The organism is Winogradskya humida, assembly GCF_016862215.1.
GTDB lineage: Bacteria > Actinomycetota > Actinomycetes > Mycobacteriales > Micromonosporaceae > Actinoplanes > Actinoplanes humidus.
Window position 1 is genome coordinate 37330 of the sequence record NZ_BOMN01000112.1, and the last position, 23182, is coordinate 60511.

The window sequence follows — 23182 nt, forward strand, 5'->3', positions numbered from 1 at the left end:
AATGGCGCTTCACGTCACGGTGCCATTGCGTCGAATGGCTGTCCAAGACCTCTTTCGGTCGCTGCGATACCCTTGGGGCATCGCCGGACCGGGAGGCCCCATGGATCTGGACCTGCGCAAGCTGCGTTACTTCGCCGCCGTCGCCGACAAGCTGCACTTCGGCCGCGCCGCCGAGGAGCTGCACATCGCGCAGCCGGTGCTCAGCCGGCAGATCCGCGCCCTGGAGCACGACCTCGGCACCCCGTTGCTGACCAGGGACAGCCACGGCGTGGCGCTCACCGACGCCGGCCGGCAGCTGCTGAGCGACGCCGGACCGCTGCTGGCCTCCGCGCACGCGGTCCGGCACCGGGTGGCCGTGGCCGCGCGGGGCAACCGGCGGCTGATGGTCGGCTTCCGGGCGGGCATCACGGTCACCGCCGCGGTGCGGGAGTTCGCCACCCGGCACCCGGACGTGCTCGTGGACGTGCAGCGGATCGAAGGCGACGACCAGGCCACGATGCTGCTCGACGGCCGCATCGACATCGGCTTCGTGCGGCTGCCCATCGACGAGACCGGCCTGCGCGTCATCCCGCTGTACACCGAGCCGCGCGTCGCGGTGCTGCCCGCCGGCCACCGGTTCGCCGGCAAGGAGCAGATCACCGAGGCGGACCTGGCCGGCGAACCGCTGCTCTGGCACGCCGACCCCGGCACGCAGCCCACCAGGCGCCCGCACCCCAACGCCGGCTACCTCGTGCGCGGGGTGGACGAGACCCTCGAGCACGTCGCGGCCGGCCGGGGCATCTCGTTCCTGGCCCGCTCGGCGACCGTGTTCCACTCACATCCCGAGGTCAGCTACGTGCCGGTCCCGGACATGGCACCCGAGCAGGTGTGCCTCGCGGTCGCGGCATCACGCTCCTCGCCGATGATCGACGACTTCCTCGCGGCGGCCAGGGCAACGGCCGAGATCACGGCAGAATGCGGAAACTACGAGATGTGGCAGCTCGGTGGCGAGACCGCTGCCGGCGCCACTGTGGCACCCGTCTCGCGGCGGGTGGCCGCCCACGACGAGCAACCCGGCTGATGGCACGGTCTGCGGCATGGACCTGACCGTGATCCTCGGCCCGATGAAGGGCGGCAAGTCGCTCGAGATGATCAGCCTGCTGTCCCCGCTGCAGCACGCCGGCATCCCGCACTGCATCTACCAGTCGGCCCGCCACGGCCGCGACACCGCGGTGACCTCCCGCTCCGGAGGCAGCCTCCAGACGGTCAAGGTCACCACCCTCGCAGGCGCCGCGGCCACCGACGTCGAGGTCATCGGCGTCGACGAGATCCACATGTTCACCGTTTCCGACATCGCCGAGCTCGGCCGAGCCGTCCTGCAGGGCATCAAGGTCGTCGTCGCCGGCATCGACCTCGACCACCGCGGCGCGCTCTTCGCCCCGGTCCAGGCACTCTTCGAGCTAGCCCCGGAGAAGGTCATCTACCGCCGCGCCGTCTGCGACGTCTGCCGCTCCCTCGACGCCACCCACACCCAGGTCCTCGAACACGGCAAACCCATGATCCGCGAACTCGCCCCCTCCACCGCCCTCCCCGACGACGGCACCTACACCTACGAGGCCCGCTGCCGCCGCTGCGTCGTCCTCCCCTGACCGCCTTTCACGGCCTGGTCTCGAGCCACCGGGCGTGGATGTCCTGGTAGCGAACCGGATCAACGGCCGCCGGGTCGTCCAGCAGGGTGATCAGCACGGCATCGCCCGGTGGCGTTGAGGCGCTGGGCTGCAGCGAGCCACAGGGCGGTCAGGCGCGCGTGCAGCTCCCGGAACGCGTCTGCCTCCGGGACGTGCGGTTCCCAGGTCCAGTCTGATCCCACGCCGGCATCGTGCCGAATCGCCGGCGCGGGGGCAAGGCGGTTCCGATACGGTCTCCGGACCGATCGGACGGACCTGGAGGGGCAGGCGATGGTGGCGGGTAAGGGGCGCGGGCCGGGGGTGGTCGAGGGGCTGGTCTGTGCGGATCCGACCGTCGTGGTGTGGGTGGACGGGGAGCGGGAGTTGTGGTGGTCTCGGGCTGCGGCGCTGGATCACGGGCGGGAGGAGCCGGACTGGGTGACGGCGGCGACCGGGGCGGACCGGTTGTCGGATCTGACGCCCGCGCAGGTGTCGTGGCTGTTCGTGAAGGGGCCGGAGGCGTCGGCGCGGGCGTTGCTCGCGACGACGATTCTGGTGCGGCACCGGCAGCGGGTTGATCTGGACCGGGTGGCGGTCGCGCGGTTCGAGCTGGACGCGCTGGCACTCGCCCTGAACGAGGCCGGGGAGGACGCCGACCGGTTGGGGCTGTTGCTGCTGCCGTTCCGGGGGCCGGAGGCCGCGGCGCTGGCCGCGGGGTGGTTGCGGCATCTCGGGTCCGCGCGGTTGTGGGGGCGGATGTGGCTGCAGCGGCATGCCGAGAGCGCGGCGCGGGCGCTGATCCCGGCTGCGGTGGGGAAAGCGGGCAAGGCACGGCAGAACGCTGAGGACGGGTTGCGCTATCTGGCCGCCACCGGCAAGGGACCGGTCGTTGTCAAAGCCGCTGACGGGTACGGACCGAGCGCGCTCGCCGTGATCACCGCGCTGATCGAGCCCGCCCCCGGGTGGGAGTTGCCGGACGGCGAGCTGCTCACACCCGTACCTGTGGAGTTTGCGGAGGGACCACAGACGGCGCGGAAGCAGAAGCCGCAGCCGGAGCGGTGGCCGGAGGTACGGACGGCGACCGGTGCGATGATGCCGGAGGATCAGGTTCTGCGGCTGGTGGGTGCGCTGGCCCGGTCGCGGCTGGCGCAGGCGCCGGAGCCCGCGCCCGGGGACCCCGCACCGGACGGCGGCGGGGTGCCGGTGATCGTCGAGTCCTCGGCCGCCGCGCAGCCGTTGGTGGCGGTGGCCGATCCCGAGGCTGCGGAGCTGATCGCGGGCTGTGACCGGCCGAGTCTGGCGGAGTTCGGCAGGGCGCTGCTGGATGACTGGGTGACGGATGACATGCCTCCGGCGCAGGCCTGGGTGGTGCTGGCGCAGGCGCACGTAGGGGACGACGACACCATGGACCGGCTGGCGCCGCTGGTGAAGTCGTGGCCGGCGCGCAGCCGGTGGGCACGGGCGATCGACGGGCTCGCGGTGCTGGCCACCGTGGGGTCGGATGTGGCGTTGCGGCACCTGCTGGCTATCGAGGAGGGCATGTCCGGCGGGCCCACGAACGAGCGGGCCGTTGTACACCTGACGCAGGCCGCCGCGCGGCGGGGGCTGTCCGTGACGCAGCTGGCGGACCGGCTGGCGATCACCCACGGGCTCGACAGCGGGGTCACGCTCGATTACGGGCCACGCAAGTTCACGGTCATAACCGACGATCACCTCACACCGTACGCCGTGGGCGCCGACGGCCGGCGGCTCGCGAGACCGCCGAAACCGGGGGTCAAGGACACCGATCCCGAGGCGTACCAGTGGTTTCTGCGCTTCAAGAAGGAGCTGCGGGCAACCGCGGCGGCGCAGATCGCCCGGTTCGAGCGGGACATGCTCGCGCACCGGTTCCGTCCCGCGGCTGACCTCGGCGCGGTGCTGTTGCCGCATCCCGTTCTCGGGCCGGTCGCGCGGCGGTTGTTGTGGGGCGAGTACGACGCGGAGAAACGACTCGTCAGGGCGTTGCGGGTCGCGGAGGACGGCAGCTTCGCCGACGTCCACGACTCGGCCGCGGTTGTCGACGGCGATGCGCGGCTCGGGATCGTGCACCCGGCGGAGCTGGGTGAGGAGCTGGCCGTGTGGGCGGAGATACTCGCCGACTACGAGGTGCTGCAACCGTTCCCGCAGGTGCATCGGACGGTGGTGACGCTGACCGGGGAGCAGCGCGCGGCGACGGGTCTGAGCGGGTTCGGGCCGGTGGAGACGGAACGGCTCGCGCGGTTGCTGGGCGGGGCCTGGCAGGGCAACGGCTTCCACACCCGTAACCACCTGCACACCCAGCTGGAGCGGGGACTGCCCGGCGGGCTGACGCTCGTGGTCGAGATCGAACCGGGGGTGACGACGGCGGGCTACAACACCGTCCCGGAACAGCGGATCACGGAGATCTGGGCTGACGATTCCTGGTCGGATCATTGGCAGCTTGAACGGCGTACTCCTATGGGGGTCTGTGATCCTGCCGCCCTGTCGGAACTGCTGGTCGAGCTTCTCGGAATGGAACGCTGATGGAGTTGCGGGCAGAGCTGTGCGAGCCGGAGATCGCGCCCGAGCGACTCGCCGAGGTGTGCGCCGCGGTCGAACGGATCGAGGAGCTGCACTGGCGGGGTGAGCCGACCGAGGCGGCGATCGCGGCATTCAACGCGGACACCGGCTACGACCTCGACCTGTACGCCTTCCTCAGCTACAGCTCCTCAGGGCCGGTCGAGGAGTTCGCCCGGGGGTTGTTGTGGCCCGCCTGGCCGAAGGTCCCCGACATCACCCGCGACGAGCTGATCGAGATCGTCGGACGTGCACTGACCAACCCCTTCTATCTGCACGTATTAGAGGTCAACGTCACGCATCCCGCTCCGGTCCTGCGGGACGACGCGACGCCGGAGGAGATCGTCGACGAGATCCTGAGTTACCGTCCGTTCGCGCTGTAGAAAATTTTCCGATCATGGGTGTGACAGGACGGGCGGGCCCGGACAGGTACGGGGCATGAGGGTGAGCGCCGACGAGCAACGATTCCGTGCCATCCACGAGGAGACGTACGCCGACCTGCTCCGCTTCGTCGAACGGCGCATCCCGCGGGCCGACGCCGAGGACGTGGTCGCGTCGGTGTTCCTGGTGGCGTGGCGGCGGCTCGGCGAGGTCCCCGGCGACGCCCGGCCGTGGCTGTTCGGGGTGGCGCGCCGGACCATCGCGAACCAGGTGCGCGGGGTGCGGCGGCGGGACGTGGTCGACGTACGGATGGTCGAGGATGCGCCCGCGGCCGGGGCGGACCCGCAGGCCGGAGCCGGGCGGGTTGATCTCGTGCGGGCCTGGTGGACGCTCAGCGCCGCCGACCGTGAGGTGCTGTCGCTGGTCGCCTTCGACGGGCTCACCGGCGAGCAGGCCGCCACCGTGCTCGGCTGCCGGCGGAGCACGTTCGCGATGCGGCTGGGCCGGGCCCGCCGCCGGCTGAGACAGGCGCTCGAACCCGCCGTCACCGCACCGAGCACACCGATGGAGGCACAACCATGGATGATCTGACCAGCCTCGCCCAGCTCGACCCTGCGCGCGGGCGCGAGCCGAGCGAGCAGGAGTGGTCCCGCTCCCGGGCCGATCTCACGCTGATCATGGCGAAGCAACCCCAGGCACGGGTACGCCCACGGCGGCTCGTCGCGGTCCTCGCAGCGGCGGTGACAGCGTTGCTGGTGGCCTTGTTACCGGGGGGCAACGGCACCGCCTACGCCTCCTGGACGCCGGTCCCCCGCACCCTTCCCGGATCCGCCGTCTCCCCCGAGGCCGATCTCTGCGCCGCGGGCTGGGACAACGGCACGAGCACCCCCGGGGACGTGGTCCTCGCCGAACGCCGAGGCCGGGCGACCCTGCTCGTCATGTGGCTCAGCACCGGCCCGCTCATCGAGTGCACCCTGCTGGAGCCCGGCGAGGTGGCGGGTTCGCAGCGCCTGACCGACGACGCAGACGCCGAACCGCCACTGCCCGCGGCGGGACGGGTCGCCGTCGACACCAGGGGCGCCACCGGATACGGCGCCCGGCAGTATTCCGACGTGCTCGGCCGGGCGGCCCCCGACGTCACCGGCGTCGACCTGCTGCTGCCCGACGGAACCAGGGTGCAGGCGAGCGTCGCGGGTGGCTGGTGGGCGGCGTGGTGGCCCGGCCCGGAGGCAGGCCTGGCCGGCGGACTGAGCGTCGTGGTGCACACAGCGACCGGCTCGCACACGTACGACCTCTGACGGAGTTCTCCGTCCCGGGGATGATTTCAGGACCAGTCCTGGGACTGATGTGCCGGAATCAGCGCGGTGGCAACGTCGATCCTCTAAGGAGGGAATCGATGATGATCCGCAAACTGCTGGTCGTGATGGCGGCTCTCGCGCTGGTTCTGAGTGGGGCGAGTGCCGCCGGGGCCGCGCCGGCGACCGTGAACTGTGGCGGGCTCACCGCCGTACACCTCGCCCAGGGGAAGGTCACCTCGGCCACCGTCGCTGACGGTTACTGCCAGGTGCAGGGCGTGCTGCTGCCCGCGACGCACTTCACCGTCAAGCTGCCGGTTACCGGGTGGACCGGGCAGTACGTTCAGCAGGGGTGCAGCGGGCTGTGCGGTGAGGTGCCCGATCTGGCGTTCCCGCTGTTCGGGTTCAGCTGCCCGGCGGCGCTGGCCAGGACGCTGGTGGTGGCCGCCGATGACACCGGGCACACCGGGGATCCGCTGAGCACGGCGCCGGCCACCTGGGGCGCCGATCCGCGGGCCCGGGTCGAGTGGGGGCTCACGTCCGAGCACCGGCTGCGGGTCGCTGCCGACACGGTGATGACGGGCTTTTACGGGTACGGGCCCGCGTACCGTTATTTTGACGGCTGCTCGACCGGCGGGCGGCAGGGGCTGAACCTGGCCCAGCGGTTCCCCGCCGATTTTGACGGCATCCTGGCCGGCGCCCCGGCGAACAACGAGGCACCGCTCGCCCTGCTGCAGGCGTGGATGGCCGTGCGTAACACCGATTCGCGGGGCGGCCAGATCCTCGGCCCGGAGAAGATCCCGGCGCTGCACGACGCCGTGGTCCGGGCGTGCGGTGACGTGATCCAGGATCCGCGCCGGTGCGGGTTCCAGCCGTCGTCGCTGCGCTGTCCGGCCGGCGTCGACCGGCCGGCGTGCCTGACCGGGGCGCAGGTGGCCGCGGTGGTGGCTTTCTACCGGGGACCGGCCGGCCTCTACAACGGGGGGATGCCGTACGGTTCCGAGCTCGGCTGGACCGGGCTGTTCGTGGTCCGCTCCGGCTCACCGCTGGACGGCAACGCGGGGACGATCGGCTACAACTACCTGAAGTATCTCGGCTACCCCACGGTCCTGCCCGACGATTTCCGGCTGACCGACGTGCGGTTCACCAAGGCGACGTTCGACCGGCTCAACCGGGTCGGTGACGCCCTCTACAACGCGAACGATCCGGACCTGTCGGCGTTCCGGGCGCGCGGCGGCAAGCTGATCATGTATCACGGCTGGGCCGACCCGTTCATCCCGCCGTTCTCCACCGTGGACTACTACCGCGCGGTGCAGCAGCGGGGCGGTGCTGACGCGTACACCCGGCTCTACATGATCCCGGCGGGCTACCACTGCCTGTTCGGCCCGGAAGCGGACAGCCCTTCCGAGGTCGCCGTGCCGGAATTCCTCCAGCCGCTGATGGACTGGGTGGAGCAGGGCACCGCCCCCGAAACGATCAACGTGCCGACACTGAACAGCGACTACACCGACCTGATCCGCGACGTGGACGTGGAGCCGTTCGACGCACTGGCCCCCGTGCACGCCGCGCCGGGCAGCCTGAACGCCGGCTACCACTACGTGGGTCACTACTAGGAAGCAAGCCCACGGAGGTCGTCGAAGGCCTGGAGGAGGTGCTTCTCCAGGCTTCGCGACGGGTCGTCGATCCAGTCCTGCGCCGCGTGGTGGAACGTGGCCCAGCCCGTCGCGGCGGCCAGGCCCGCCAGCCGGTCGGCGACGCCGCGCTGCCGCAGCGCCTCCGCGAGGGCGTCGGTGAGCATCGCGGCCTTGGCCAGCTCGCGTTCGCGCAGGGTGGGGGTCGCGGCGATGATCCGCAGCCGGGGTTCGCGGAACGCGCGGTTGTCCTCGAGGATCTGCGCGGCCCTCCGGAACGCGTGCAGCAGGGCGTCGAGGGCTGGCAGCTCCCCGGGAGCCTCGGCAACCGATTGCATGAGCGCGGCACGCAGGTCGGCCTCGCCGTCGAAGAGCACCTCGCGCTTGTCCGGGAAGTGCCGGAAGAACGTGCGCTCGTTGACACCGGCGCGGGCGGCGATCTCCGCGGAGGTCGTCCGGTCGAAGCCGCGCTCCTGGTAGAGCTCCAGGGCGGCCTGCTGGAGGCGGCGGCGGGCGTCTGCTCCACTCCTCGGCACGGACCCGAGCGTACCGCATTTGTCAGTCACTGGCGCTACGGGCTACTGTCGGCCGTAGTGCCAGTCACTGGCGTTACCTCAGGAGTGCTCATGCATGTCTTCGTCACCGGCGGTTCCGGGCAGACCGGCCCCGCCGTCGTCGCCGAACTGGTCTCGGCCGGCCACACCGTCACCGGACTCGCCCGGTCGGACGCCGCGGCCGCCCGGCTGGAATCGGTGGGCGCTACGGCGTACCCCGGCTCTCTGGAAGATCTCGACCGGCTGCGCGGTGGCGCCGAGGCGGCCGACGGCGTTCTGCACATGGGATACGGCGGTGACTTCGCCGATCCCGAGCCGATGATCCTGCGCGACCGGAACGCGATCGAGACGTTCGGCCGGGCCCTCGAAGGCACCGGCAAGCCGCTCGTCGTCACCTCGGGAACCCTGGTCATGCCGGCCGGGCGCGAGACCGGCGAGCTCGACGAACCCGATCCGGCCGGGGTCGCGGCGTTCCGGATCGTCGGGGAGAAGGCGTGCCTCGGCTTCGCCACCCGGGGCGTACGCGCCATCGTGGTCCGCCTGGCACCCACCGTCCACGGCCCCGACGACCACGGGTTCATTCCCCTGCTCGTCGCCACCGCCCGCAGGACAGGGGTTTCTGCCTACGTGGGCGACGGCGGCAACCGGTGGCCGGCGGTCAACCGGCTCGACGCTGCGGTGCTGTTCCGGCTCGCGCTGGAAAAGGCTCCCGCGGGCAGCGTGCTGCACGGCGTGGCCGAGAACGTCACCCTGCGGAGCATCGCGGAGACGATCGCCCGGGGTCTCGGTGTGCCCGCGGTGTCGCTGACGCCGGACGAGGCCGTCGCGCATTTCCCGAGCCCGTTCATGGCCACCATTTACGGAATGGACGCGCCGGTGGTCAGCGCGTACACCCGGAAGTTGCTCGGCTGGTCCCCCACCCACGCGACGCTGCTCGATGACCTCGTGGTGTCTGATTAGAGATCGCTGTATTCAGATCTGCTGCGTCCACTCTCTACCGTCCAGGAGCGCGCGGCGATGACGCCCGCGATCCTCGACGGAAGGGATGCGAATGCGACATCTGGGAAGAAGCCTTCTGGCGGCCGGCATGATCGCCGACTACCACTACGTCGGCCGCTATTGAGGCGGGTACACCCGCCCGCCAGAATCGACCCGGAAGCCCTGGTAGGTGCTGGTCAGCCGGAGACGCTCGGTTTCGAGGCGGCCGTGCACCCGAGCGGCCGCCTCCGCGGAATCCGGGCCGAGTGATCTCGCCCAGCGGCCGAAATCGTCGACGGTCGCGCGAACGGGCTGCTTGTGGATCTTCGCAAGGTGGACCTGCTCCACGAGATGCCAGGCACTGGCGCTGGCGGGCTGACCGACGAGCACGTTGCGGATCAGCCCGACCAGGGCATCGTGCATGCCGAGCTGCCAGCCGATCCGCACCGCACCGTTCGCGCAGGCCAGACGGCCGTGGGGGTGCGAGCCGTGGCGGGCAGCGTCCGCCAGCAGGTCGTAGGCGTGCCGGGAATCGCCGCTCAGCTCGGCCAGCCGGGCTAGCTCACGGATCGGGCCGGTGGCGCCGGGAAGCAACCGGCGCCACTTGTCCAGTGCGTCGTGGGCCGTGAGCGCGCCGACAGCGAGCCGGCCGGGGTCCTCGCCGGCCGCGTCGATCACCGCATCGGTTCGCGGGTCGTACAGCCCCGGCAGGACGTCGAGGAACAACGATCGCTCTGCCGGGATCGGGCCGCCGAGCCATGCCCGCACGATTCCCGTGTACCACTGAGGCAGGGTGGACTGTTGCCGCGACATCTCCCGCAGGAGCAGCCCGGTGGCCCGGTCCGTCGCGGTCTCCGCAAGCTGGTTGAGCTGACCGATCAGGGCCACCGGGTCGGCGGCCCCGAGCGACAGGGCGGTGCGGTAGGTGAGGTCGTCCGCGGGGTCCAGCGGCATCCCGTCCACGACGGCGAGATTCGCGATGAGTGTCACCGCCTGGCGGCCGAGGGCCCAGTCCGTCTCGGTCATCAGTGCATGCCGGATTCCGAGCTTGAGTTGCAAAGTGCGTTCGATCGATTCCGTACGCCGGGCCTGCTCCCCGGCAACGACCGCCGCATCGTCGTCAGGAGCCCCACGCTCGGCAACCATGGCGGTGAACCGGCGACGCAGGGCGTGCGGCAGCAACCCGCCACGTTCGTCTCCCGAACCCACCCGCAGCACGGAGCTGCGAAAACTCAGCTCTGCATTGAATTCCCTGAGCCGGAGATGGACGACCGCGGATCGCAACGCGGCCCGGTCACCGAGGAACGCGACAGTGTCAGCGGCGGACCCGGACTTCCCGTGGCGCAGGCCTGCGGGAAGGTACGACTCCGCGAGCACGCCGTGGATGCGCTCCCGCAGGGCCGTGTGCCGGGCCGGTTCCCGGTACAGCTCCTCGAGGTAGCAGCGCCACGCCTCCGTGGACTGCCTTTCGTCGCCGTTGCCGAGGTGGGCCACGGCGAGGTTGCGCAGCACGGAGGCGCTGGTCCCGTTCTCGGCGAGCAGCCGGTGCCAGGTCGAGCAGCCCTCCCGGGTCCGGCCCATCCGGTATGCGGTCTCGGCCCGGCGCCCGAGAATGAGCGCGCGCAGCCGGTGGGGGGCGGCGCCGGCGACGTACGGGACCAGGGTGGATTCCGCTTGGTCGAAGGCCCGAGTGACCGCGTCGTGGGCACGTTCGACGGCAGCCCGGACATCTGTCGGTGAGCGCTGTGGCCCTGCGTCCTGTGTCCCTGCGTCGAACTGTGGCCCCGCGTCGTCCTGTGTCCCCGCGTCGTCCTGTGTCCCCGCGTCGTCCTGTGTCCCGGCAAAGGCGGCCAGTAACTGCTTCACCGCCGGTGACGGCCCCGCGCCGAGCCTCGAAAGCTTGGTCAGCTGTTTGCGGAGCTTGCCCGGTGCTACCCGGTCGGCCAGCGCGTCGTGCACGTCGCGGACCCGGCTGGTGAAGTCCTCCCCCAGCTCGGCGGCGCTGAGATGGCTGACCTCGCCGAGGAGTTCGGCGGCCTCCGCGTGTGCTTGTTTCGCCGCCCCGGTCAACGACTCCACCGCTGTGGCCAGCAGCGCCCGGTCGGCAACCAGGACGGCAGGACCGGTGAGGAAGGCCGACAGGCGGCCGCGCTGCCCGTCGATCCGAGAAAGCGTGGTCTCCAGGGCGTGCAGCCGGGCGAGCGCACCGTCCGCACCGGACGGTTCACGATCGGCCGGCGGCCCGAGCGGCAGGCAGATCGGGGTCTCCCGGCCCATCCGATCCACCGCCGCGTCGAGGGCGGTCACATGCCGGGCCGCGACGGCAGGGGTGCCGCCGTCGGCCAGGAACCATTCGGCCGCGCGCAGCGCCCCCAGCTCGGGGAAACCCTGGCTGCCGCCCAGCAGCCGCCGCTGATGGATCAGGGCCACCAGGACCTCGGGCAGCTCACCGCGGTGCAGCGAGCCCGCCAGTGCGGCGGGCAGCTGGGACTCCGGCAGCTCGAACAGGGCACAGACCCGGGTGAGTAGGTAGGCGGCCCTGAAATCCCCGGCGGGCAGGCCGTCGGCGAGCGCGCGGACCGCTGAGACCGGGTAGCCACGCACCAGCCAGCCGATCGCGGCGGCAGTGAACGCCCGGACGCCGCCCGGACGGTCGGCAAGGTCACGCAGCGCTGTCAGCGTGTCAAGGAGCCCGGCGCCTGCCTCCGCGCCGGGCTCGGCACGCAGACCCTCCTGGAACTCGATGTCGTAGAAGCCTGGCCAGCCGCACCGTGCGACACCTGCGGCACGGATCCCCGTGGCGAGTGTCCGGGCGCGTTCACCGAAGCCGGCCCGTGCCGCACCCGCCTCCGCGGCTCGTTCCTGTCTGCGCAGGGCCTCCAGCAGCAGGGTACCGATCCGGTGATCGTCCGGGCTGACCACGAGAGCCGCGGTCAGCCAGGCGTCGGCCTCGGACGGGCATCCGACGGCCAGGGCCAGCCGGCCGAGATGATAGGTGAACCGGGGATCCCGCCGGTCCGTCCGGTAGGCGCGGTGCAGCAGGTCGACGGCCTCGGTGACGGCGGTGCCCGGATGCACGGCGACCCGGAACATCGCCTCCGTCAGCGCACCCAGCTCCTCACGGGTGATGCCGGAGGCCTGCGTGTAGGCCGTCCAGAGGTTGTCCATCCGCCGGCGGAGCGCTCGTACGCGGCTCACGCCGGGACGCCCAGGTCTGCGACCTCGACGACGTCGACCCCACCCGGCCCGGCCAGCGCCACCCGGGCGCCGTCGGGCGAGACCGCCATCGGGCCGTGCGGGTTGACGTGCACGACCCGGTGATCGATCAGCAGTGCGTGCGAGCCGTCCCGGTGCGCGGTGACCACCAGGTCTCCGGAGTCGTCGGTCTCCACCGGACGGGCCCCGGCCGGCGCCCCGAACGCCCCCCGGACCTCGAGCTCCGCGTCGAAGCGGCAGCCTTGACCGGCCCGGTCGTAGGCAACAGCCAGATCACCGTCGGTGAGCGCGCCGGTCGTCATCGTCGTGAGCAGCGGCAACGAGATGAGGCCGTCACCCGTTACGCCGATGCGGTGGACCTTGGCCGCACCCACCACAAGCACACAGTCCGGCGTTGCGTGGGCGGCCCAGACGACCCGCTCCAGGTCATGGGTCCCGCGGGCGACCGGATCGCCGCTCGTCGAGAGCCAGGTCGCGCGGCCGTCAAAGCCCACCACGAGCAACTGCCCCCCGGCGTACGCCATGGCCTGCACTCCCGCGTCGTGCCGCAGCACCTCGGTGACCTCGCCCGACCCGGGCCGTAGCGCCCAGATCCGCCCGTTCCACATGCCGGCGTAGAGCAGGTCACCGGCCGGGCACAGTGCCGCGGGCACCGCCGGGCCAGCACCGAGCCGGTATGCAGTCGACCGCCCGTCGAGGTCGACCACCAACACCCGCCCGGACCAGCACGCGACCGCGGTGTACCGCGACCATCGCGCCCGGATCCGGGGACGGTCGGAAAACTCGCCGGCCCTCGTGCACTGACCGCCGGCCGAGCGGACCGTGAGCGCGCCGCGGCTGAGAAACGCCACCGTGCGGGAGTCGCCGAAGAACCAGAGTGCGTCCGTCACGGACGGCCGTACACCGGCCGGTTCCGGTGCCGATCCGCGTACGGTGAACGACGCGCCGCTGACCGGATCGCCACCGGGATAGCGGGCGGTCAGGTGCAACGCGGTGCCGGGAGAGCTGAACGACAGGTCGCGGAACGTCGCGATCCCGCCCGCGGTCGTCATGTTCAGCGTGCCCCGCAGCCACTCGGTTGCGGGGCCGGCGTCGAGGCTCACTGCCTCCTCACCGCAGCCGGGACTCCAGCCGACGAGTTCGACCCGCTGTTCGGGCAGGGTGTGCTCGACCGGGGTGTCCGGAACACCGGTGCCCCACCGCAGGCCGAACCGGTGCCGCCGCCCGGTCAGACCGATCGTGGCGCACAACCGGTCCAGCCAGTCGTGGGTCGTGACTGACAGCCAATGGATCGAGCTGTACGCGAAGGGCACCTGGTCGCCGGAGTCGAGGAGCACGGGCAGCAGCGCACCACGGGCCGGGTGCACGGTCATGGACCAGTCGAGCTCTTGGCGGCACATCGGACTGGCGAAGTAGCGCGCGGAGTAGACGGCGACGAAGAATCGGCTGTGCTGCACCGCCTCAGCGAGCCCGCTCAGCCAGTTGCTCCCGGGCCGGAGCCCGTCCGGGGAGAGGTCCAGGAAGATTCGCGGTGGGCGGCCATCGACGAAACGGGACAGCAACGCCGGGTACAGCTCCTTGCGCACCCAAAGCTCGTCCGCCCGGGAATAGCTGAGAAACACGTCCCACTCGCTCTCGGCCCGCGCTGGAAGGGCCGGGTCCGTCATGGCCGGGTCCGTCATGGCCGGTCCCATCCGGGTCGCAGCCGGTCCAGGACCCGCCGGCACAGCTCGTACGACGAGCGTTGGTCGAGCCCGAGCAGGTGCGGGAGCCGGTCCTGCAGGCCGGCCCGGGTGAGCCACGGGTTCGGCTCCGCCGGTTCCGGTTCGACCTCACCCAGGCGGCTCAGCAATGCCCGGCGGTCGATCAGCGACGCCCTGCCGGTCACCGGTCGGCTATCGGCTGCCACGTGTGTCGCTCCCATTCTGCCCGGCCGGACGGTTCAGGCCCGACCGCGCGTCACGCAACCGCCGGCCGATGTCGGCCAGCACCTCGGTCAGTTCGGGGAAGTTCTGTCTCAGGGCCGCCAGCCGGACGAGCACGTCGTCCAGCGGGGCGTCGTCGGGCCGGGGGAAGCCGGGCCACGGCGCGGGCCGTTCCGCGGGCGGCCGGGTCCAGCCGGGATGCTCCGGCATCGCCGCGCCGGTGAGCTCGCGGATCTCCGGCAGGATGACACCCTTGGCCAGCCGGGTGGAATGCTGCAGCAACGCGACGGCGCGGCCACGTCCGGGGGCGTCCTCGGCGAAGCCGTACTCGATCAGGCCGTGCATCATCGGCACGTCACCCTGCTCGCTGTCGGCTTCGGTCACCACGCGCACGGCCGCAAGGAAGAGTTCCCGCTCGGTCAGCGGCAACGGCTCGCCGGGGGTCAGCCGCCGGCGCCAGTCGTCCAGCAGCGCCGTGAGATACCACCAGCCGACGGTTGCCCGGAGCGCCCCGGTGTCATCGCGTCCGGCTCCGCGAAGGTCGCGACGGGCCCGCAATGCCTCGAACTCGTCCTTCAGCAAGGGCAGCAAGGCGGCCCGGTCGGTGCCGAGCCATCGGACGGCAAACAGCCCCAGGCGGGCCTCGATCCGTTGAACGCTGTCCTCCCTGGCCCGCTCGAGTGCCTGAGCGAACGAACGCTCCGCTCGCCCGTGGTCACCGGTGGCCAACGTCCGCAACCCGTCCTCAATCAGCACCTCGACCAGATCCGGACCGCCGATCATGGGTTCGGTACGCAGCCTGCGCGCCTGGTCGAGGCTGCGTACCGCGCCGTCGGCGTCGCGGCTGTTCCACAGCTCGACGGCCCGGTTCTCGAAGGCCACGGCTTGCAACGTCCTGTTCTGGACAGTGGGACTGAGCCGTACGCCGGCCCGCCCGGCCAGGGCAAGGACCTCGTCGTGGCGGCCCTGCTTCGCCAGCAGCCAGAGCCGCAGGTCGGTGGTCACGGTGTCGTCGCGCTCGACGGCGCCGAGCGCGGTGAGCGCGTCGGCGTACTTGGAGCGGTCGAACTCACCCAGCCGGGCGCGCACCCAGGCGAGCGCGAAGCGGGCGTCGCGGGTGTCGCGGGCGCCGAGACCGTTGACGAGTGCCTCGGCCAGCCGGCCCTCGGCGGTCTCGAGCTCGCTGCGTACCTCGCTGTACAGCAGCGGGATCGCGGTCAGCAACGACCGCCGCCGCAGGCGGGGCTGTCCCCACAGGAAGTAGACGTTCGTGGCGATCAGCAGGATGAACACGGCAATCAGGGTCAGCATCATCTCAAGCACCGCCCGCCCGGTCCTGCCGGTGACCCAGGACGGCTTCTTCGAGCAGCAGCAGCGCCGCACCGCAGCGCCCGACCCGGTCTGGCCGCACCGAACGGTTGGCCTCGACCCTGCGCAGTCCGGCCCGGACACCGGCGGCCACCTCAGCCGCTTGCTCCGGCCGGGCGGCGGCGAGAAACGTCCACCCGTACGCGATCATCAGCTCGAATTTCCACCAGTGTGACTTCCCATCGTGGATGAGAGCGCTGCTCAGCAGCCGGTTGGCCGCCCCCGGCCGTTCTCGTGCGATCAGATAGCGGGCCATCGCAGGCAGATGGTCCTCGCGGTCCTGCGGGTCGAAACGGTCCAGCGCGGTCGTCATGATGCGGTCCAGCCGGTCGGCGAACGACGGATCGGCGCTGCCCAGCATCCCGAGGATCAGGGTGTGTGTCCGGCCGATCAGGTCGAACTGTCCCGCGTAGGACTCGGGGCGCTCCGGTGCCAGCAGCGCCGCCTCCTCGAGGAAGGTCAGAGCCGTCAGCGGCCGGTGCAGACCCGTCGCGGCGATGTCAGCGGCCAGGAGGTACAGCTCATAGGACCCGTCGGCGAGCAGTGCCTGCCGGGCGAGCCGGACGGCGGCTTCGGGGTCGCCCGCGTCACGGAACTGCCGCACGGAACTGACCGGGTCGAACGCCGGGACGGCCGCCCGCAACGCCGCGACGACGACATCCCGATCCGCCGCCATCCGGACAGCGGGATCGACGTCGGCGAGTACGGCTGCCCGATCCAGCGCCTCGGTGACCGCAGGAAGACCTGCGGTCCACCCGGGCAGCCGCTCCCGCCGATAGCAGGAGGTCAGCGCGACCCCGGCTGCGGCGCGCTGGAGAACGATCGGGCCGTCGCCGACGTCATGGTCGAAAGCACAGCTCAGCACCATGGCACCGAGGGCGAACAGGTCCGTCGCCCGGCCCGCTCCGGGGCCCGTGTCCCGGATCAGCTCGGGGGCGAGGTGCAGTACCCGCGCCGGCTCCGCGAGCAGCTCGGCGATCGCGGGCATCCCCCAGGCCGGGACCCGTAACAGGTGTGGAACGCCCTCGCGGACAACGATGTCGCTGGGCATCGGCAACATGCCCTCCGCCACCGACTGCCACCAGGACGGCATCATCCGCAGCACGGCGGTGACAGCGCCGAAGCGGCGGGCCGGGTCACCGGACGCCAGAATGGCGGTGAGGGGTTCGGCACCCTCCGCCTCGTAGACGACGCACTGGAAGACCCGGGTCGTGAGCAGGGGCCGCTGCTTGGCCTCGATCACCCGGGCCACCCCGTTGGCCTGCGGAAGGTCGGCCCAGCTGTCCAGCTCCTGCCTGCGCCGGGCCGTGAGCCCCGGCGTGCTCGCGGGCAGGACCCGGATGTAGGTCCCCGTCGCCGACCGGTAGATGTCGCCCCACATGCTCGGACCGACCCGCTGGGCGCCGAGCGCCCGCTCGATCTGCTCAATCATCGAGCAACGGACCAGGCAACGGACCAGGCAACGGACCAGGCAACGGACCGGGCACCGGGCCGGCCGGATGCGGCGCACCAGCGTCGGGAGCGTAGAGCGCGAGCAACTCGGTGCGCAGCTCGGCGAGGCGGCTGACCTTACCGATGCCCGTGCTCTGCTCGAATGTGCCCCGGAAGTCACGCCCGGTCTGGCGGTGGTGGACCTGGACGTCGAGCAGGCCGTTGATGTCGAGCGTGAAGGTGACCTCGAACTCGTGGTAGCCCCGCGGGCGGGGCTCGATGTCGTCCAGCACCACCTCACCGACGAGCTCGTTCTCGTACGTGTAACGGCTTTCGCCCTGGTAGATGGGGCAGCGCACGACGGTGGCATCCTCGGGATTGGTGTAGACGTTCTTGGCCGAACGCGGGATGTTGTCGCCGCGAGGGATGAGCGGGTCCACCAGTCCCTCCTGGACGCCCAGACCCAGGGTGTGCTCGGTGATGTAGGTGATCTCCAGCTCGTCGTCCCGCTCCCGGTTGAGCTGGTCCGCGTCCGGCCGGCGGAGCAGGTCGAAGCCGTCGGAAGGGGCGAATCGGTTGGCCACGATCGCCGCGCCCCGGGCAACGAGGGTGTCGGGGTTGGCGTCACTGCGCACGAAACCGGCACCGCGGCCGAAGTAGTCCAGCAGCATCCGGCTGACCAGCGGAATCCTCGTCGAACCGCCGACCAGCAGGATGGCGTCCAGCTCCGCGCGGGTGACACCACGCGCCGCGGCCATCGTCAGCGCATCCTCGACACAGCTCAGAGATTCGCGCAGCAACCCGGCGATCTCACCCTCGAAGGTGGCCCGGTCCAGCCGCAGGCCCCGCGGTGGCCCACCTGGCTCCCGGGCCGGCACCACCAGCTCGGACTCGTCGTAGACGGCGAGCTCCCACTTGGCCCGCTCGGCCGATGCCTTCACCCGCTGCGCCCAGCCCGGGTCGGCGTCCACCGGCTCGCCGAGCTCGCGGAAGGCCCACTTCGTGATCTCATCGTCGAAGTTGCCGCCGCCGAGCCGCGGGTTGCCGGCGGTGGCGAGCACCTCGATCGACTCCTGCTCGACCACGATGATGGACACGTCGAACGTCCCGCCGCCGAGGTCATACACGAGATAGACGTGCCGCTCGGCGTCGGCGCGGTCGAAGCCGTAACAGATCGCAGCCGCGGTCGGCTCGGGAATGAGCTGTCGCGGGTAGATCCCAGCGAGCAGCGCCGCCTCCTCGGTCGCCTTTTTCTGCCGCTCCGTGAAGTACGCCGGGACGGTGATGACCGCATCGTGCACCGGCGCTCCGAGATTCTGCTCGGCGATCTCCTTCATCTTCATCAGCACCAGCGCGCTGATCTCCTGGGGAAGGCGGCTCCTGCCACGGAACGAGATCCGCACCGGTTCAGGCGCTTTGCCTACCCCCGGCGCCGGGACAGCCGCGCCCATCTCCCGTTTGACCTCGATCAGGATGTGGCCCGGGTCATCGGCGATGGCCGACTTGGCGGCGGCGCCGACGGTGACCGTCGGCGAGCCGGGACGGTCCCAGACGACGGACGGCGTCGCGGCGCCGCCTTTGTCCACAGTGGGGTCCGGCAGAATCTCGGCATCGCACTCGGCGGCGTTGTAGGCGGCGACGGCCGAATAGGTGGTGCCGAGATCGATGCCGACGACCCGGTGCCCTCGTGATTTCTGGGATGTCATGAGTGGTCCACGCCGTCCAATAATGGGTGGTGACGGAAATCGCCGGAAAAGTCGCTGCGCTCCAGATCTGTCGGCACGGGAAAAGGGATCGCGTCGCCGCCCTCAGCGCCGCACAGGAAGGACTCGAGGTCCGCCCGCAGCCGCTCCAGCGCCACCGCGGGGTCGTCGAAAATCAGGCTCCAGACCGGCTCGAGCCGCAGCACAGAGCACGGCGGATGCTCGTCGTCGTGCTCTGCTCGCCGATCGGAACCGGTCAGTGACCGGGAGTTGAGCCCGGCCAGCTCCCGCTCGGCGGTGAGCACCCGGGCTCTTCGCGCTGTCGCCACCCGGACCTCATCGGGTGTCGCATCCGGCCGGACACCAAGCTCGCCGTAACCGGTCACGACGGGCACAGGGACCGGCGCCGGGAACCATTCTGAATGCATTTCATCGTGGATGCCGACCATCGGACCAGCGTTGCTCGCAGCAATGCGAACGTCGACTGAATACCGCCGCCATGTGCGACAGATCAAGGACAAAATGAAAGTGTTTCAGATGTTGGAGACCGAGTCTCCATCAAGAGGGTTCCCGGGAACGCGTTCAGACCCACCACCTCGACCGGCCCGCGGCGCGCCGGCACCCGACGAGGCCGGCCCATCACCCTGAGTCCTGTTTAGAGATCGGTGTATTCGGATTTATTGCGTCGACTTCCTATTGTCCAGGGTCGAACGGCGACGACGCCGCTCGTCCTCGACGGAAGGGATGCGAATGCGACATCTGGGAAGAAGCCTTCTGGCGGCCGGCATGATCGCCGGTGTGCTGGTGGCGGGGGCCGCTGCGCCCGCCGCGGCGGCCACGAAGACCGATCGCACCAGTGCCAAGGAGAGCAAGCGGGTCGACCGCGTGCCCACTCCGAAGCTCGGCTGGTACAAGTGCTACGACTACGCCGAGTGTGCGACCACCAAGCTTCCCCTCGACTACGACAACCCGAAGGGCGCGAAGACCGAGATCGCGCTACTGCGGGTCAAGGCCACGGACCAGAAGCACAAGATCGGCAGCCTGTTCCTCAACCCGGGCGGTCCCGGTGGCTCCGGCACGAGCATCGCGCTCGCGGCGCCGAACTTCCTGAGCCCGGCGGTGCTCGCGAAGTTCGACATCGTCGGTGTCGACCCGCGCGGCATCGCCAACAGCGCCAACATCAAGTGCTTCAAGTCGGTCAAGGACCAGACCGCGGTGCTCGGCGACATGAACGTCGCGTTCCCGCTGGGTGCGGCCGAGGAGAAGAAGTACGTCGCCGCCGCCAAGAAGTTCGGCAAGGCGTGCTCGACCACGGGCAAGCCGCTGACCGGGGCGGCGTCCACCGCCGAGGTGGTGCGGGACATGGAGGTCCTGCGCCGCGCCGTCGGTGACAAGAAGCTGAACTACCTCGGCTTCAGCTACGGCACCGCGATCGGGCAGTACTACGCCAACATGTTCCCCGACCGCTTCCGGGCGATCGTGGTCGACGGCGTGCTCGACCCGGAACACTGGGTCGGCACGGCGAAGACGGCCAACCAGGAGCAGGACGAGCGGCTCCGGTCGGCCGACGGGGCGTACAGGGCGCTGCGGGAGATCCTCAAGCGCTGTGACGCCGCGGGCGAGCAGTACTGCGCCTTCGCCGCCGGTGACCCGGTGAAGAACTTCGACGCGATCGCGTCGAAGCTCAAGAAGAAGCCGCTGGTGGTCGTGGACGAGGAATTCGGCAGCTTCACCATCACGTACGCCGACTTCGTCAGCGGCATCCTCGGCGACCTGTACGACACGGGTGCCGGTGACTGGGTGACCCAGGACGCGCAGTACATCAAGACGCTGCTCGATTCCTCCAGTGCCGCCGCGAAGGCCACCGCGGGCACCGCGCTGGCCAAGCGGATCAAGGACGCCCGGGCCAAGGCCGGCCGGGACTTCCCGTACGACAACGGCTTCGAGACCTTCGCGACGGTGGACTGCACCGACGCGCTGCACCCGAAGGACGCCGGCTCGTGGCCGGGCCTGATGGTCAAGGCCGACAAGCGGGCGCCGTACTTCGGCCGGGCCTGGGGCTGGGGCACCGCACAGTGCGCCCGCAACACCTGGACCGTACGCGACGAGGACGCGTACACCGGCCCGTGGAACCGCCGGACCGCCGCCCCGGTGCTGATCGTCGGCACCAAGTGGGACCCGGCGACGAACTACGACGACGCCGTCTCGGCATCCAAGCGGCTGCCCAACAGCCGCCTGCTGTCGAACACCAACTGGGGACACACGTCCTACGGCTCGTCGGCCTGCGCCACCGGCGCGATCGACAACTACCTGCTCAAGGGCTCTCTCCCCGCCAAGGGGAAGGTCTGCCAGGGCGCGTACCAGCCGTTCCTCGAGCCGCTGCCGGACGACTCCGGCGAGGCCGCGAGGACGCTGAACGCGGTGCAGAGCCAGCGGCCGCCGGTCGCCGGCCCGCCGATGCCGTCGACCCTGAACGGCACCCGGTAGTCACCCTGTAGTTCAAGCGCGGCGCCCGGCGACGGGCGCCGCGTTTTCAATCGAGCCCAGGCAGGTTGTAGATCACCAGGGTCTGCTCGGGGCGGTCGGCGACGTGGAACGCGGCGTGCGACACGGTGATCTCGCCCAGCCGGGGATGCCGCAGCCGCTTGCTGCCCGCGCGGCTGAACTGGATGTCATACTGCGGCCACCACTGCCGCGCCTCGGGGCTCGCCGCGGTCAGCTCCGCCACGAGCCGGGTCACGCGCGGGTGGCCGGGGTGGCGTCCCGCGATCGCTCGCAGACGGGCCAGGATGGTGCTCGCCTCGAGCTCCCAGTCGACCAGGACCTCGCGGGCGGCGGGCTCGGTGAACATCCACCGCACGACGTTGCCACCCGATGTCATACCCCGGAACAACTCCGCCGCGGCCGCGTTGCTCGCGAGAACGTCATAACAGATGCCCGTGACGTACGCGGGATTGGCGCCGAGCAGCGCCGGAACGCCCGCGACCTCGGGGGCCGCCTCCTCGGCCGCGTCCTGCCCCAGCGGCACGCCCCCGCCGGCGAGGCGGCGCAGGTGCTCCTGCTCGGCGGATGTCAGCCGCAGCGCCCGGGCGAGGGCGTCGAGCACCTGACCGGACGGGCGCACGTCGCGGCCCTGCTCGAGATAGGTGAGCCAGGTGGCGCTGATGCCGGCCAGCAGGGCCAGCTCCTCGCGGCGCAGCCCCGGTGTGCGGCGTCGCCCGGTGACCGGCAGGCCCGCGTCGGCCGGATTTACGCGCTCCCGCCTGCTGCGCAGGAAAGTTCCCAGCTCGACGCTCACCCTGGAACCTCCAATACCAGCATAAGGCGATTCTGGATACCAGCTTATCGCTGAGTCACGCTGGGACCATGAAAGCTTGGACTGTTGCTTCACAAGATGATGTCGTACGCCTCTCCGACATCCCTGCGCCGGCACTGCAGGGTGGCGGCGTGCTGGTGGAGGTGCTCGCCGCGCACCTGCCGGCGTACACGAAAATGGTCGTGACCGGGAACCGTGGCGGCCTGCCCGTGCCCCTCACCCTGGGCCCGTCCTGCATCGCCCGGGTGACCGATGTCGCGCCGGACGTGTTCCACGTCGCGCCGGGCGATGTCGTGGTGGACACGTCGCGGCTCGACGCGGGTGACGGCGACGAGATCCTGGTCGGCTGGGTCGGCCTCGGCGGGACCGGCACCGGCAGCGAGCGCACGGACCGCATGCGTACGGTGTGGCGCGACGGGGTTTTCGCCGAGCGTGCCCTGTGCGCCAAGGAGACCCTCATCAAGCTGCCCGGCGCCGAGACCTACCCGGACCCCGCCCGCCTGTCGTTCCTGCCGTGGCTCTGCATCGCCGCGTCGGGCCTGTACGCGGCGGGCCCCTTGACCGGCCGTGACGTCGCCGTGATCGGTGCGACGGGCCAGCTGGGCGGCGCGGCGGTGCTGGTGGCGCTCGCCTCGGGCGCGGCGACGGTGACCGCGGTGGGGCGCAACAAGGCGGCACTCGACCGGCTGGCCGAGCTCGGCCCCCGCGTGCGCACCCACCAGCTGACCGGCGACCGCGCCACGGACGCGGCGGGGATCGGCCCGGTCGACGTCGCCCTCGACACCCTCGGCGCCACCCCGACGGCGGACGCGACCATGGCCGCGTACGACAGCCTGCGCAGGAACGGCGCCCTGGTTCTCGTCGGCGGCGTACGCCAGACCCTCACCATCCCGTACGGCGACCTGATGCACCGCCGTCTCACCCTGCGCGGTTCCTGGATGAGCGACGACCAGACCGTGACCACGGTGTGGAACATGATCCGTTCCGGACTGCTGGACCTCTCCGCGGTCGAACTGCTGACAGTCGGCCTCGACGACCCGGCCACCGCCCTCGACCTGGCGGAGCGCACCACGGGCCTCGCCTTCGTCGCCCTCGTCCCCTGATCGTCGCCGGCGGCCTGAGGATCAGTTCGATCTGTCAGAAGTCGGGCTGATCTATGTCCAT

19 protein-coding genes are annotated in these 23182 nt (G+C 70.9%); 10 read left to right on the top strand and 9 right to left on the bottom strand.

The window, feature by feature from the left end; all coding sequences use genetic code 11:
* Positions 1-100: 100 nt before the first annotated feature.
* From Ahu01nite_RS38330 to Ahu01nite_RS38360, 7 genes are all read left to right on the top strand, one after another.
* Positions 101-1060: a LysR family transcriptional regulator gene (locus tag Ahu01nite_RS38330; RefSeq protein ID WP_203841642.1), complete on the top strand. Its 960-nt coding sequence runs from the start codon at positions 101-103 to the stop codon at positions 1058-1060.
* Between the two features lie 16 nt (positions 1061-1076).
* Positions 1077-1628 (top strand): thymidine kinase, encoded by a 552-nt coding sequence (locus Ahu01nite_RS38335; protein WP_203841643.1) that lies wholly within the window; start codon positions 1077-1079, stop codon positions 1626-1628.
* Between the two features lie 309 nt (positions 1629-1937).
* Positions 1938-4187 (top strand): DUF4132 domain-containing protein, encoded by a 2250-nt coding sequence (locus tag Ahu01nite_RS38340; protein ID WP_203841644.1) that lies wholly within the window; start codon positions 1938-1940, stop codon positions 4185-4187.
* A complete protein-coding gene (locus tag Ahu01nite_RS38345) occupies positions 4187-4603 on the top strand; it encodes a hypothetical protein (protein WP_203841645.1) in 417 nt (138 codons plus the stop codon). Before Ahu01nite_RS38340 ends, Ahu01nite_RS38345 begins: the two co-directional genes overlap by 1 nt.
* Before the next feature lie 55 nt (positions 4604-4658).
* Positions 4659-5192, top strand: a complete 534-nt coding sequence (locus Ahu01nite_RS38350; RefSeq protein WP_203841646.1) for an RNA polymerase sigma factor — start codon at positions 4659-4661, stop codon at positions 5190-5192.
* On the top strand, positions 5180-5899 hold the full coding sequence (locus Ahu01nite_RS38355; protein ID WP_203841647.1) for a hypothetical protein: 720 nt from the start codon (positions 5180-5182) through the stop codon (positions 5897-5899). Before Ahu01nite_RS38350 ends, Ahu01nite_RS38355 begins: the two co-directional genes overlap by 13 nt.
* A 98-nt stretch (positions 5900-5997) precedes the next feature.
* Positions 5998-7509, top strand: coding sequence for a tannase/feruloyl esterase family alpha/beta hydrolase (locus Ahu01nite_RS38360; protein ID WP_239159481.1), 1512 nt, complete (start codon positions 5998-6000; stop codon positions 7507-7509).
* Here the strand turns inward: Ahu01nite_RS38360 and Ahu01nite_RS38365 are convergent.
* Positions 7506-8063, bottom strand: coding sequence for a TetR family transcriptional regulator (locus tag Ahu01nite_RS38365; RefSeq protein WP_203841648.1), 558 nt, complete (start codon positions 8061-8063; stop codon positions 7506-7508). The genes Ahu01nite_RS38360 and Ahu01nite_RS38365 overlap by 4 nt on opposite strands.
* 90 nt (positions 8064-8153) lie before the next feature.
* On the opposite strand from Ahu01nite_RS38365, the gene Ahu01nite_RS38370 reads away from it, so the two are divergent.
* Entirely contained in the window at positions 8154-9041 is an 888-nt protein-coding gene (locus Ahu01nite_RS38370) for an SDR family oxidoreductase (protein WP_203841649.1), read from the top strand.
* A 156-nt stretch (positions 9042-9197) separates the two neighbouring features.
* On the opposite strand, the gene Ahu01nite_RS38375 is transcribed toward Ahu01nite_RS38370, so the two are convergent.
* From Ahu01nite_RS38375 to Ahu01nite_RS38405, 7 genes are read right to left on the bottom strand one after another with little or no spacing between them, the layout of a single operon-like run.
* Positions 9198-12257: a hypothetical protein gene (locus Ahu01nite_RS38375; protein ID WP_203841650.1), complete on the bottom strand. Its 3060-nt coding sequence runs from the start codon at positions 12255-12257 to the stop codon at positions 9198-9200.
* Positions 12254-13942 carry a toll/interleukin-1 receptor domain-containing protein gene (locus tag Ahu01nite_RS38380; protein ID WP_203841651.1) on the bottom strand — a complete coding sequence of 563 codons (1689 nt, stop codon included), beginning with the start codon at positions 13940-13942 and terminating at the stop codon, positions 12254-12256. The genes Ahu01nite_RS38375 and Ahu01nite_RS38380 overlap by 4 nt, the downstream gene beginning before the upstream one ends.
* Positions 13943-13953: 11 nt before the next feature.
* The gene (locus tag Ahu01nite_RS38385) at positions 13954-14163 is read right to left on the bottom strand and encodes a hypothetical protein (protein ID WP_203841652.1); all 210 of its coding nucleotides are present in this window, start codon (positions 14161-14163) and stop codon (positions 13954-13956) included.
* Between the two features lie 7 nt (positions 14164-14170).
* Entirely contained in the window at positions 14171-15514 is a 1344-nt protein-coding gene (locus tag Ahu01nite_RS38390) for a tetratricopeptide repeat protein (protein ID WP_203841653.1), read from the bottom strand.
* Between the two features lies 1 nt (position 15515).
* On the bottom strand, positions 15516-17000 hold the full coding sequence (locus Ahu01nite_RS38395; protein WP_203841654.1) for a hypothetical protein: 1485 nt from the start codon (positions 16998-17000) through the stop codon (positions 15516-15518).
* A complete protein-coding gene (locus tag Ahu01nite_RS38400; RefSeq protein WP_203841655.1) occupies positions 16993-18705 on the bottom strand; it encodes an Hsp70 family protein in 1713 nt (570 codons plus the stop codon). The genes Ahu01nite_RS38395 and Ahu01nite_RS38400 overlap by 8 nt, the downstream gene beginning before the upstream one ends.
* Complete coding sequence (locus Ahu01nite_RS38405; protein ID WP_203841656.1) at positions 18702-19151, bottom strand: hypothetical protein; 450 nt, start codon at positions 19149-19151, stop codon at positions 18702-18704. The genes Ahu01nite_RS38400 and Ahu01nite_RS38405 overlap by 4 nt, the downstream gene beginning before the upstream one ends.
* Before the next feature lie 301 nt (positions 19152-19452).
* Between Ahu01nite_RS38405 and Ahu01nite_RS38410 the strand changes: the two genes are divergently transcribed.
* Positions 19453-21189, top strand: a complete 1737-nt coding sequence (locus Ahu01nite_RS38410; protein WP_203841657.1) for an alpha/beta hydrolase — start codon at positions 19453-19455, stop codon at positions 21187-21189.
* 46 nt (positions 21190-21235) lie between these two features.
* On the opposite strand, the gene Ahu01nite_RS38415 is transcribed toward Ahu01nite_RS38410, so the two are convergent.
* Entirely contained in the window at positions 21236-22000 is a 765-nt protein-coding gene (locus tag Ahu01nite_RS38415) for a helix-turn-helix transcriptional regulator (RefSeq protein WP_203841658.1), read from the bottom strand.
* A 68-nt stretch (positions 22001-22068) separates the two neighbouring features.
* Here Ahu01nite_RS38415 and Ahu01nite_RS38420 point away from each other — a divergent pair, with 68 nt between their 5' ends.
* Positions 22069-23121 (top strand): zinc-binding dehydrogenase, encoded by a 1053-nt coding sequence (locus Ahu01nite_RS38420; protein WP_203841659.1) that lies wholly within the window; start codon positions 22069-22071, stop codon positions 23119-23121.
* Positions 23122-23182 lie beyond the last annotated feature (61 nt).

Coding starts and splice junctions, on each gene's coding strand:
- Ahu01nite_RS38390 (WP_203841653.1), bottom strand. CDS start 15,514: ATGATGCTGACCCTGATTGCCGTGTTCATCCTGCTGATCGCCACGAAC.
- Ahu01nite_RS38370 (WP_203841649.1), top strand. CDS start 8,154: ATGCATGTCTTCGTCACCGGCGGTTCCGGGCAGACCGGCCCCGCCGTC.
- Ahu01nite_RS38410 (WP_203841657.1), top strand. CDS start 19,453: ATGCGACATCTGGGAAGAAGCCTTCTGGCGGCCGGCATGATCGCCGGT.
- Ahu01nite_RS38360 (WP_239159481.1), top strand. CDS start 5,998: ATGATGATCCGCAAACTGCTGGTCGTGATGGCGGCTCTCGCGCTGGTT.
- Ahu01nite_RS38345 (WP_203841645.1), top strand. CDS start 4,187: ATGGAGTTGCGGGCAGAGCTGTGCGAGCCGGAGATCGCGCCCGAGCGA.
- Ahu01nite_RS38420 (WP_203841659.1), top strand. CDS start 22,069: ATGAAAGCTTGGACTGTTGCTTCACAAGATGATGTCGTACGCCTCTCC.
- Ahu01nite_RS38335 (WP_203841643.1), top strand. CDS start 1,077: ATGGACCTGACCGTGATCCTCGGCCCGATGAAGGGCGGCAAGTCGCTC.
- Ahu01nite_RS38330 (WP_203841642.1), top strand. CDS start 101: ATGGATCTGGACCTGCGCAAGCTGCGTTACTTCGCCGCCGTCGCCGAC.
- Ahu01nite_RS38395 (WP_203841654.1), bottom strand. CDS start 17,000: ATGATTGAGCAGATCGAGCGGGCGCTCGGCGCCCAGCGGGTCGGTCCG.
- Ahu01nite_RS38405 (WP_203841656.1), bottom strand. CDS start 19,151: ATGGTCGGCATCCACGATGAAATGCATTCAGAATGGTTCCCGGCGCCG.
- Ahu01nite_RS38340 (WP_203841644.1), top strand. CDS start 1,938: ATGGTGGCGGGTAAGGGGCGCGGGCCGGGGGTGGTCGAGGGGCTGGTC.
- Ahu01nite_RS38380 (WP_203841651.1), bottom strand. CDS start 13,942: ATGACGGACCCGGCCCTTCCAGCGCGGGCCGAGAGCGAGTGGGACGTG.
- Ahu01nite_RS38350 (WP_203841646.1), top strand. CDS start 4,659: ATGAGGGTGAGCGCCGACGAGCAACGATTCCGTGCCATCCACGAGGAG.
- Ahu01nite_RS38400 (WP_203841655.1), bottom strand. CDS start 18,705: ATGACATCCCAGAAATCACGAGGGCACCGGGTCGTCGGCATCGATCTC.
- Ahu01nite_RS38355 (WP_203841647.1), top strand. CDS start 5,180: ATGGATGATCTGACCAGCCTCGCCCAGCTCGACCCTGCGCGCGGGCGC.